Source organism: Streptomyces sp. BL1, assembly GCF_057628045.1.
In genome coordinates this window covers 24916-34898 of the sequence record NZ_JBXYWZ010000001.1, presented here as the reverse complement: position 1 = coordinate 34898, position 9983 = coordinate 24916, and the positions used below count along the sequence as shown (strand labels likewise).

General features: G+C 72.5%; 9 protein-coding genes. 5 read left to right on the top strand and 4 right to left on the bottom strand.

The features are described 5' to 3' along the window. Nucleotides 1-252: 252 nt before the first annotated feature. Entirely contained in the window at nucleotides 253-606 is a 354-nt protein-coding gene (locus AC3AGO_RS00125; RefSeq protein ID WP_487817988.1) for a hypothetical protein, read from the bottom strand. Beyond that, complete coding sequence (locus AC3AGO_RS00120; protein ID WP_487817987.1) at nucleotides 603-1487, bottom strand: MarR family winged helix-turn-helix transcriptional regulator; 885 nt, start codon at nucleotides 1485-1487, stop codon at nucleotides 603-605. The genes AC3AGO_RS00125 and AC3AGO_RS00120 overlap by 4 nt, the downstream gene beginning before the upstream one ends. A gap of 109 nt (nucleotides 1488-1596) precedes the next feature. Here AC3AGO_RS00120 and AC3AGO_RS00115 point away from each other — a divergent pair, with 109 nt between their 5' ends. Then, entirely contained in the window at nucleotides 1597-1941 is a 345-nt protein-coding gene (locus AC3AGO_RS00115) for an EthD domain-containing protein (protein ID WP_487817986.1), read from the top strand. Between the two features lie 198 nt (nucleotides 1942-2139). Here AC3AGO_RS00115 and AC3AGO_RS00110 read toward each other — a convergent pair whose 3' ends face one another. Beyond that, the gene (locus AC3AGO_RS00110; protein ID WP_487817985.1) at nucleotides 2140-2823 is read right to left on the bottom strand and encodes a DUF4389 domain-containing protein; all 684 of its coding nucleotides are present in this window, start codon (nucleotides 2821-2823) and stop codon (nucleotides 2140-2142) included. A gap of 1511 nt (nucleotides 2824-4334) precedes the next feature. Here AC3AGO_RS00110 and AC3AGO_RS00105 point away from each other — a divergent pair. Beyond that, on the top strand, nucleotides 4335-4676 hold the full coding sequence (locus AC3AGO_RS00105) for a DUF309 domain-containing protein (protein WP_487817984.1): 342 nt from the start codon (nucleotides 4335-4337) through the stop codon (nucleotides 4674-4676). A gap of 142 nt (nucleotides 4677-4818) precedes the next feature. Here AC3AGO_RS00105 and AC3AGO_RS00100 read toward each other — a convergent pair whose 3' ends face one another. Then, entirely contained in the window at nucleotides 4819-5133 is a 315-nt protein-coding gene (locus tag AC3AGO_RS00100) for a DUF4873 domain-containing protein (protein WP_487817983.1), read from the bottom strand. Between the two features lie 1153 nt (nucleotides 5134-6286). Here AC3AGO_RS00100 and AC3AGO_RS00095 point away from each other — a divergent pair. From AC3AGO_RS00095 to AC3AGO_RS00085, 3 genes are all read left to right on the top strand, one after another. Continuing rightward, nucleotides 6287-7081, top strand: a complete 795-nt coding sequence (locus AC3AGO_RS00095) for an SAM-dependent methyltransferase (protein ID WP_487817989.1) — start codon at nucleotides 6287-6289, stop codon at nucleotides 7079-7081. Between the two features lie 666 nt (nucleotides 7082-7747). Continuing rightward, nucleotides 7748-8341, top strand: coding sequence for a carbonic anhydrase (locus AC3AGO_RS00090; protein WP_487817982.1), 594 nt, complete (start codon nucleotides 7748-7750; stop codon nucleotides 8339-8341). A 114-nt stretch (nucleotides 8342-8455) separates the two neighbouring features. Beyond that, the gene (locus tag AC3AGO_RS00085; protein WP_487817981.1) at nucleotides 8456-9949 is read left to right on the top strand and encodes a SulP family inorganic anion transporter; all 1494 of its coding nucleotides are present in this window, start codon (nucleotides 8456-8458) and stop codon (nucleotides 9947-9949) included. Nucleotides 9950-9983: the final 34 nt, after the last annotated feature.

Below are 9983 nucleotides of genomic sequence, written 5' to 3'. Positions count from 1 at the left end.
GGTCGGGCTGTGTGTGTGTCCGGTGTGGGTGTTGTCGGCTGTGGGGGGTACCTTGCGGCGCATGGTGAGGGGGTGCGCCGAATTATCCTGGGCTTGTTCTTCATCTCCTGTGCGGGGGTGGCGGGTTCGCAAGGCAAGCCGGCTCGGCCCGGTGAGCGGGGTTGTCCGGGGCGGCTTCGGCGGTGTGATCGCGCCAGCCGCGTCGGGTTTCTCGTACCGGGCCGGCATGCCCTTGTCAGCAGGCTTCCCGTGTCAGTGGAACTCGTGGACCAGCTGGATTTCGCCGACGATGTGGGCGTTGAGGTCCTCCGGCTCCTCGGCGGGAACCCGGAGTTCGAGGATCGTCTGTCCGCCGGCCTGTTGGACGGGGTACCGGCTCAGGAACTGTGACTCGGCCTCGAAGCGGGTGACGTAGCCGGCGCCGTGGTGTTTCACGTTCCAGTCCCGCGCGATTTTGATCGCGTAGTCCTCGTTGAGGACCGGGTAGAAGATTGGCTGCTCGGGCAGCCGGGGCGGCCACGCATGCCAGTTCAGCTCGCGGACCAGCTCCAGCTCCTTGGGGCCGGTGGGACGCCACAGGGTCGTCGTCGCGTGCTGGCTGGTCATGTGGATCGCTCTCTGAATGTCGGCCGCTGGTAGGGCGGGCGGGATACCGGACCATACCGGCACTGCGGACTCGCCAGCACGCAGTTTCTGCCTGGCCAACGCTTGTCACCAGCAGTTACGGGACGGCCGCTGTGCTGCTGTCGGGGGTGCCGGGTGGTGAGGGTGGGCTGGGTCAACTCGCGGCGGGTGTCGGGCGGGTCGCTGGGGTGCGGGCGTCGTTCACTCATGGGCGGGGTGTGAGGCCGGGATGCGCGGGTCGAACAGGGTTCCTGGCCAGGTGATCTTCCGGTGGTGCGCGCATGGAGGCGAGGGCGTCTCGGCAGTTCGGCGATGCGTAACCGGTCGAACTGTCCTCGGGGGGCTTGTTGTTCGTGTGTGTGTGGTTGTGCGGGGTCAGTGTGTTCGCCCGGTGGAGTCGCCTGCCTCCTGGCGGAGGGTTTCGGCGATTTGGTGAGTGCTGCGCCGAGGTGGCGGCGCTGCGCAGCGGTGAGAGGCTCGAACACGAGTCGGTGCACCTGTGCGACGTGTGCCGGCGCGCTGTCGACGACCTTCTGCCGGCCGGTGTCGGTGAGGGTGGCGAGGGTGTAGCGGCCGTCGTGGGGGTCGGGTTGGCGGGTGGTCCATTCTCGGGTTTCGAAGCGGTCCATGAGTTTTGACAGGCGGGGGAGGGTGCTGTCGCAGTCCCGGGCCAACTCGCTGAACCGCATGGTGGCTTGAGGCGCCATCGAGAGGCGGGCGAGGACGCTGTATTCGAAGTTGGAGATGCCTGCGTCGCGTTGCAGTTGGCGGTCCAGGGCGGCGGGCAGGGCGATCACGACGGTGAGGAGGTCTTGCCAGAGGTCCTGCTGCTCGGTGTCGAGCCAGGGTGAGGGTTCGTCCATGTGGCCCATGTTATTTGCCTGGGCAAGAAATATCTATTGCCCGGGCAAGTAATGCGGTCTACGTTGTCAGTTGCTCAGGCAAGTCAATCTCGGTTTCGAGGAGTCTCCTGTGATCAAGCTCAGTATCTTCCTGACGCGGCGGCCGGACCTGTCCCACGAGGAGTTCGTGGAGTACTGGACGCAGAAGCACACCCCGTTGCTGGCGACGCTGCCCGCCGGAGAGGTCCCGGTCCGGCGCTACGTGCAACTGCTGCCCACCGGCGACGAGATCCCCGGCATCAGCACCGCTGTCTGTGACGGTGTCGCCGAGGTGTGGGTCGACAGCATCGCCGACGCCACTCGCTGGTTCACCTCCGACACCTACACCACCACCATCGCGGCGGACGAGGAGAACTTCCTCGACCGCTCCCGGACCCGCTTCCTCTACTCGGCCGAAACCCCGGTCTTCGGCTGACCGCCGCCGTCCGCGCCGACTCGCCCCGGGGGGGGGCAGTCGGCTGCAGGCAGCTCGCTGTGCTCGGGTCCCGGGTCGGGTCCCGGGTGACCTGACGATCAGGCCCCCACACACGGCCCGGGCGGGGTCTCGGGTGACGGGGTGTCAGGGGTGTGTGGTGCCGAAACACGGTTTGTGGGTGGGGTTTGTGGTGGTGGGTCAGGTGGGGGTGTGTGTTGTGGTGTGTGTTGTGGTGGTGGGGGGTTCGTGGGGGCCTTGGTCGAGGCGGAAGGGTGGGTAGGTGTCGGTGAGGAGGCTGGTGTAGGCGGCGACGCGGAGCATCCAGCGTTGGAGGCCGAGGATGAGGGGGAACATGCCGGCCGGGTAGTGGCCGGTGAAGAGGAGGGAGATGCCGGCGAAGAGGACGAGGAGTCCGGTGAGTCCGCCGGCGCGTACGGAGCCGCCGGTGAGGAGGGCGACGACCAGTAGTTGGGGGAGGGCGAGGAGCCACCATTTGATGAGGACGAGTCCGCGGGAGAGCTGTTCGGGGTAGGCGATCTCGAGGCGTGCGGGGTAGTCCGGCACATCGGCGAGGGTGAAGGGCGGGTAGCGGTCGGTGCCCAGCGCCCCGTACGAATAGAAGTGCACGCGCCAGCTCCAGCGCAGCACCCCCACGGAGAAGTCGAAGAGGGGGCGGGGGTAGCGGGCGGTGAAGAGGATCGCGAAGAAGGCGACCACCGACACCAGCGCGTAGCCGATCCACAGGAACAGCAGCACGACCATGTGCGGCAGGACCAGCAGCCACTTGATGAGCCACAGTCCGCGGGACAGTCTGGGTTCGAGGAGGCCCTGGACGGTGACGGGTGAGGGTTTCGGGGCGGATTCACGCTCGGGGTAGGTCATGTGCGCCACTCCCTTTCCGGGCTGGCCGGCACCGGGTTCCCGGGGCTGGAGGGCACCGGGGCCTGACCGTACCGGCGGGCGGTGTGGTGGGGCGATGACGCTTTCGTGCTCGGCCGGAAATTCTCCGTGTGGCCTGGCGGAATGCCGGGTTCTGCTGTCGTCGGGCGGGCCGGGCGCCGCCCTGCGTGCCGGGGGAGGGCGGGAGGGGCTTGGTGGGCGGCCGGGTGCGGCGGGGCGGTGCCGTTTCGGCCAGAACGGGTGTGCGGGCGCGTGCAGTTCGGCTTGTGTCAACAGCCGGGTGCACACCCGGCCGGCCATCCTGCCGGGCGCGGCGGGCGGGTGCGGCGGGCGGGTGTGGGCGCGGCGTCTGCGGTGCCGGGGTGAGGGGTGTGGGCGGGAGGCCGGGGTAGGGGGTGTGGGTTCCGGGTGCGGGGCTGCCTCGGGCGCGGCTGCCTGGGGCACGTTCGTTTCGGGTGGTGCCGTCCGGGGGCGGGCCGGGGTTGCTGGTGGGCGGGGGCCGGCTGAACGGTCCGTATGTGCCTGCGTGTTGGGGCGGTGTGTGCCGGGGCGGCAGGATCGGCCGGGAGGGGTGCGCCGGCCTGCGCCCTGCCCGGCCGGCCCGCCCGCCTCTTTTTCCCTGGTGCCCGGTCCGTCCTTCTTCCCTGGTGTGCTGTGTCGGTGCCCCCGGGGGGGGCTCGTCGCCGTGGTGGTGGCTGTCGTGGTGGCCCTCTGGTGGGTTCCGGGGCTTTTTCTGTTCTCCGGTGTGGGGGGGGCATGTTCGGTTCAGGGGGTGGGGTGCGGCCTGTCGGCCAGGTGTCGGGTGCGGGCGTGTCGCTTGCCCCTCTGGTGTGGCGTGGGGTCCTCTCGTGGCCCGTAGGGTTTCGGGGGTGGTGACCGGTACGGACGCAGGATGTGAGGGAGGCCGCGTGAGCGAGGACCGTGGCGGGGGCGGTGACCCGGCGTGCTGGGCGGGGCTGGTGTGTGCCGGGTGCGGCGGGGTGCGTGAGTCCGCCGACCCGCGTAGGCCGTGTCCGCGGTGTGGTGCGGTCTCCTGTGACGCCGCCGGCGCTGCTGCTGCGTCTGCCGGGGCTGCTGTGTCCGATGATGGTGCCGCTCCCTCTGCTGCCGGCCGGTCCGGCGGTGCGGATGATGGTGCCGCTTCCTCTGGTGCGGGGGCGGGAGAGCAGCCGGTGGAGGAGTCTCCTGCGGGGGCGGGCCCCGGTGCGGGGCCCGGTACGGGTGCGGGTTCCGGCGCGGGCGCTGCTGCGTCTGCCGCCTCCGGCGAGGCGGCCGTCCCCGGTGAGGGGGCCGTTCCCGGTGAGGGGGCTGTCTCCGGCGGGCAGCGTGCCGGGGCCGGTAACTCCTCGGCTGCGCCGCGCAGTCGGAGCCGCCCCCGGGGGCGGGACCGGGACCCGGCCACGGGGCGGGCGCAGAATGCGCGGCCGCGGGACGGGTTGGGGCGTCCGTTGCCGTATGGGACGCCGGGGGTGGCGCGGCAGCCTGAGGGAGTCGTGCGTACCGCGCAGGAGACCCTCACCGAGGCCCAGCACCTCCTCGACACCGGCATGCCTTTCCACGCACACGAGGTGTTCGAGGACGCCTGGAAAACCGGCCCCGAGAGCGAGCGGGGGTTGTGGCGGGCGTTGGCCCAGTTCGCCGTCGGCCTTACCCACGCGGCCCGCGGCAACGCTTCCGGTGCGGCGTCGTTGCTGACCCGTGCGGCCGACAGCCTCGCCCCCTACAGCGAAGACCCGCCGTACGGTCTCGACATCACGGCGCTCACCGTGTGGGCGCGGGAGGCGGCCGCCGCCCCCGCCACGGACCTCACCCCGCCACGGCTGCGCCGCCGCTGAGCCGGCGCAGCCATGACGGTGGCGCAGGCCCGGCGGCGTGGTCCACTGCCGCCGTCATACGGGTCACCGGCCACGCAGGGGCGTGCGCCGGATGTGGCCGGCGGGGCCGGGGAGCGGGGCCGGGAAACGGGAGGGGCAGGGGTTAGAAGGGAGCGTCGCCGCTGCCTTGGACGCGTACGTACTGGCTGCCCCAGCCGTGCAGGAGTACCTGCGCCTCGTTCCCGCTTTCGCTGCTGTCTTCGCCGCCTTCGTCGTCGCCCTTGGGGAGGCGGAGGGTGACGGGCTGGTCGGCGAAGCGGGCGAAGTCTTCGAGGGGGTTGTCGGTTTTCAGCAGTCCGCACCATTCCTCGTCGCCGCCGGTGGTGCGGTAGGCCGTGAGTTCGGCGGTCACCGGGTATTCGGTCTCGTTGAGGAGGAGGGCGGCGGGGCCCTGGTAGGTGCGTTCAGCAGTCGCCATGGTTTCAGGCTGCGCCTGCCCGGAGGCGGCCGCAAACCCTGCTGCGCCCCGGCCGCACGGCCCCTGCCGGCGGGGTGGGGGAAGGACTCCGGTGCCCGGCTCCGGCCCCGTTCGTGGGTTCGGGGCTGCGTCTGCCGGCTGGGGCTGCCGCAATCCGTGCTGCGTCCCGGGCGCACGGTTTCCTGCCGGCCGGGCCGGGCGGAGGGGGCCGGTATCCGGTTGCGGCCCCCTGTTCGTGGCGTGGGCCGCGTCTGCCCGCTGGGCTGCTGTCGTCCGTGCTGCGCCGGGGCGTACGGCTCGGCTCTGGCGGCGGGGCGCGGGGTGGTGGGGATCGCCGGTTTTTCCCCGGGCTCGGTCGGCTCTCCCGGTTGCGCAGTGGGCGAAGGGGCTGGAGTTGCCTGCCGGTTGAGGGGTCGGGCCGCTCCTCCCGGTCAGGGGTGTCTGCGGCGTCGCCCGGTGTTGGGCTACGCCTCTTTCTGGTCAGCTCGTTCTGGCCCAGGTGCGGGCCGGCGGTCGGGCGGATCCGGCGGGGCGGGGTTCCGGGCGCGTCCGCGTGTCGCGGGTGGGAGCGAAGGCGCGCAGGTGTGGGGAGGCCCTGAGCAGGTCAGGGGCGCGGTGGGTGCCGGGGTTCCGGGTGCCGGGTGGTTTCGGGCGGCGCCTGCCCGGAGGCGGCCGCAATCCCTGCTGCGCCCCGGCTGCACGGCCCCTGCCGGCGGGGTACGGGAAGGACTCCGGTGCCCGACTCCGGCCCCGTTCGTGGTTTCGGGGCTGCGCCCGCCTCGGGGTGCTGCGGGTCCTGCTGTGCCGGGCCGGGCGGCTCTTGGCGGGGCGGGGTGGGGGCTGGTGTCTGGTTGCGGGTTCTGCGCGTACGGGGTGTCCGGCACCCGGCCCGCGTAGCTGCCCGCGGGGGTCTGGTGTGCGGGGCCGTCATCGGCCGTAGGGGGTCTGGTGCCTGGGTCGTGTGTGGGGGTGGGTGGGGGTTGTTTCGGGGCGTGTCGGGGTGGGGTGGGGCGCTAGTGTGCGCGGGGGAGTTGGCCGTCCGCGCTTGCCGGCGCGGGGCGGTGCGGGGTGGTGTGTGGGGAAGTGGGGTGGGGGTGTGTCGGAGCGGTCACGGCCGTGGCCACGGCCCGCGGGGTCGCGGGGGCGGCATGGTCTGGTGGATCTGCATGCGGACAGGCCGCATCCGGCGCGGGTCTACGATGCGCTGCTGGGCGGGAAGACGCACTATGCGGCGGACCGGCAGGCGGCGGAGGAGACTCTGAAGGTCCTGCCCGGGGCTGCTGCTATTGCCCGGCACAACCGGGCTTTCATGCACCGTGTGGTGCGCTATCTGGCGCGTGAGGCGGGGATTGGCCAGTTCCTCGACATCGGCACGGGGATTCCGGTGTCGCCGAATCTGCACGAGGTCGTCCAGGGCGTCACCCCTGCCGCCCGCGTCGTCTACGCCGACAATGATCCGATCGTGTTGGTGCATTCCCAGGCCCTGCACACCAGCGGGCGGGCGGGCCGTACCGCTTATCTCGAGGCGGATCTGCGTGATCCGGAGTCGGTCACCGGGCACGGGGTGCTGCGGGAGACTTTGGATCTGCGCGAGCCGGTGGCGCTGTCGCTGCTGGCGGTTCTGCACTGGCTGCCGGCCGGTACCGACCCCTATCCGGTGGTCGCCCGGCTCTTGGAGGTGCTGCCGTCGGGCAGCTATCTGGCGCTCAGTCATGTGACGGCGGATTTCGCGCCGGCTGCGATGGGGGAGGTGGCCGGTGTCTTCGCCGCGGCCGGGGCCCCTTTGGTCTGCCGTTCGCGGCAGGAGGTGGCGCGGTTCTTCGACGGCCTGGAGCTGGTCGATCCCGGGCTGAGAGTCGTGCACCGCTGGCGGCCCGAGGATGCGGCCGCCGAGGGGCTGGGTGAGGGGGACGTCCCCCTCTACGGCGCCCTGGCCCGCAAACCCTGACCCCGCGCCCCGTACGTCCTCGGGGCCCGGGCCCGCACACCCCTCTCCGCCGTCCTGGACGCCCCCTTGCGGCCTGGACACCCTTGCGGGCTGCTGCCCGGCGCGCCCCGTACGTCCTCGGGGGCCCGGCCCGCACACCCTCTCCGGCGGCCTGGACGCCCCTTCCGGCCTGGACGCTCCTTGCGGTCCGGCGCCCCTTGTGGGCTGTTGCGGTCCCGGACCGGGCTGCTGCCCGGCGTGCCCCGGCCGCGGAACGGGGAGGGGGCCGGCCTGTCCGCCGCCGCGCCCCGGGTCCTGCGCGCCGGGCCACAGTCCCCGCCTCCGGATCTGCCCCTGCCGGCACACCGCCTGACGTGTCCTCAGCCACGTCCGGGTGCCGCTGCCGGATCCCGGCCGGCCGCTGCGCCGTGCTTGACCATGAGTCGGCTGCCCGGCCGACTGCCCAGCCGGCTGCCCGGCCGGGTGGGCAGCGCGGTGCGCTGCGGCGGCGCAGCGCGCCGCGCGCCTCTCCGCCCCCGTCGGTGTCGTCACCGCCGCTACGGGCGGGTCTTCAGCGTCCCTTCAGGAACGGTGCGCGAGAGTGCGGCACGTGGTCTCCGGGCCACGACTCCCTGACCCGACCACACCACGTGCCCCGCGGCGGGGCGCGTAGGAGGCAGGCCGACCATGCAGCAACTGATCGCACAGGCCCGGGTGTTCGCGTCCCGGTGTACGGAAGGCGCGGCGGACTTCCAGGAGTTCGAAGCCGGGCAGAGCCCGCGGGCCCGGTTCCTCACGTGTTCCGACTCCCGGGTCATGCCGTCCCTGAGCACCGGGGCCGGGCCGGGCCCGGGGGAACTCTTCGCGCTGCGCACGGCGGGCAACATCGTGCCCGCCTACCGCCGCGGGCACCCCGCGGGGGAGGCCGCGAGCATCGAGTACGCGGTCGATGTCCTGGGGGTCGGGCACATCGTGGTGTGCGGGCACTCCCCGTGCGGGGCGGTGGGCGCTCTGGCACGCAATGACGATCTGCGCGCCGCCCCGGCCGTACGTGCGTGGCTCGACAGCACCGCGCCGCGCCGCGGCAGCCGCAGCACAGGGGGGAGGGAAGGGGCCGGATGCCGCAGCCGGTTGCGTGCGACGTCGCCGGGGCCGCGCAGCGGCACGCGCTCGCGCAGCCGGCCAGACTGCGCGCCTACCCGTGCGTACGCGGGGGGCATCGGGGCGGAGTGCCTCTTTCTGCACGCCGGGTTCTACGAGGTGAACACCGGGGTGGTGTGAAGCCACCGGCCCGGCAGCGGCGCCTTCCTGCCGCTGTAACGCGCCTCCCTCCCGCTGTAACGCGCCTCCCTGACACAGCACTTCGCGCATCACGTCGAGGAATCGGAAAATCCCATGCTGCCCCGCTTCAGTAACGCCCTCCCCTCCACGCTCCGTCCCGCCGCTGTGCGGCGCGACGTCCTCGCCTCCCTCGTCGTCTTCCTCGTCGCCGTCCCCCTGTGCGTCGGCGTCGCCGTCGCCTCCGGGGTGCCGGCCGAACTCGGCCTGATCACCGGGATCGTCGGCGGACTGCTCACCGGCTGCCTGCCCGGCAGCTCGCTCCAGGTCAGCGGCCCCGCCGCCGGGCTCACCGTGCTTGTCTACGAGGCGGTGCACGCCTTCGGTCTCGCCGCGCTCGGCGCCCTCGTCCTCGCCGCCGGGCTCCTCCAACTCGGCCTGGGGGCCCTGCGCCTGGGCCGCTGGTTCCGCGCGATATCGGTCGCCGTCGTGCAGGGGATGCTGGCCGGCATCGGCCTGCTCCTCGTCCTGGGCCAGGTGTACGCGATGGCCGACACCCCGCAGCCGGGCACCGGCATCGCGAAGATCACCGGGCTGCCCGGCCTGGCCGCCGGGCTCGTGACCGGCCCTAACCCGCGGGCCATGACGGCTTTCGGGGTCGGTGCCGCCACCCTCGCCCTGCTGGTTGTGTGGAAGCGGATGCCCGCCAAAGTCCGCGTGGTGCCGGGGCCGCTCGCCGCGATCGCCGTGGCCACGGTGGTGACGGCGATCGCCGGTCTCCCCGTCGAGAAGGTGGAGGTCCACGGCCTGCTGGCCTCCGTGCAGCCGCCCGGCGCCGGTGACCTCACGGTGCTGGCCCAGGTCTCCGCGCTCGGCACCGTCCTCGCGTTCACTCTCATCGCCTCGGCGGAGAGCCTCTTCAGCGCCGCCGCCGTCGACCGCATGCACAACGGCGCACGTACGGACTACGACAAGGAACTCATGGCCCAGGGCGCGGGCAACGCCGTGTGCGGTCTCCTCGGCGCCCTGCCCATGACCGCGGTGATCGTACGCAGCGCCGCCAACGTCCAGGCAGGCGCCCGCACCAAGCTCTCCCGCATCCTGCACGGTCTGTGGCTCCTGGTGTTCGCCGCCCTGCTCCCCGCGGCCCTCGGCGTCATCCCGCTCGCGGCGCTCGCGGCCGTACTGGTGCACGCCGGCGCCAAGCTGGTGCCCGCACGTCAACTGCTGCCGCTGTGGCGCGAACACCGGGGCGAGGCCGTCATCCTCGCTGTGACGGCACTCGCCATCGTGCTGGCCAACATGTTCGAGGGCGTGCTCGTGGGGCTGCTGCTCGCCGTCGTGAAGAGCGCGTGGGAGACCTCGCACCTCCACATCGCCACGCACGAACTCACCGGCGGCCGCCTCGTCGTCGCCCTCAGCGGCAACGCGACCTTCCTGCGGCTGCCGAAGATCCTGGACACCCTGGAGTCGCTGCCCCGCGGCAAGCCGGTCGAACTCGACCTCTCCGGGCTGCGCCACCTCGACCACGCCTGCCGCACCGCCCTGGACCACTGGGCCGAACAGCACAACACCACGGCCCCCACAGCACCGGCTCCGGCGGCCGGCTAGGCCGGATGCGGGGGAGGAAGCGCCCAGGGCGCCC

What these genes read in the sequence shown, in the direction of transcription:
- AC3AGO_RS00125 (WP_487817988.1), bottom strand. Translation starts at nt 606, where the DNA reads ATGACCAGCCAGCACGCGACGACGACCCTGTGGCGTCCCACCGGCCCC.
- AC3AGO_RS00120 (WP_487817987.1), bottom strand. Translation starts at nt 1,487, where the DNA reads ATGGACGAACCCTCACCCTGGCTCGACACCGAGCAGCAGGACCTCTGG.
- AC3AGO_RS00110 (WP_487817985.1), bottom strand. Translation starts at nt 2,823, where the DNA reads ATGACCTACCCCGAGCGTGAATCCGCCCCGAAACCCTCACCCGTCACC.
- AC3AGO_RS00100 (WP_487817983.1), bottom strand. Translation starts at nt 5,133, where the DNA reads ATGGCGACTGCTGAACGCACCTACCAGGGCCCCGCCGCCCTCCTCCTC.
- AC3AGO_RS00090 (WP_487817982.1), top strand. Translation starts at nt 7,748, where the DNA reads ATGCAGCAACTGATCGCACAGGCCCGGGTGTTCGCGTCCCGGTGTACG.
- AC3AGO_RS00085 (WP_487817981.1), top strand. Translation starts at nt 8,456, where the DNA reads ATGCTGCCCCGCTTCAGTAACGCCCTCCCCTCCACGCTCCGTCCCGCC.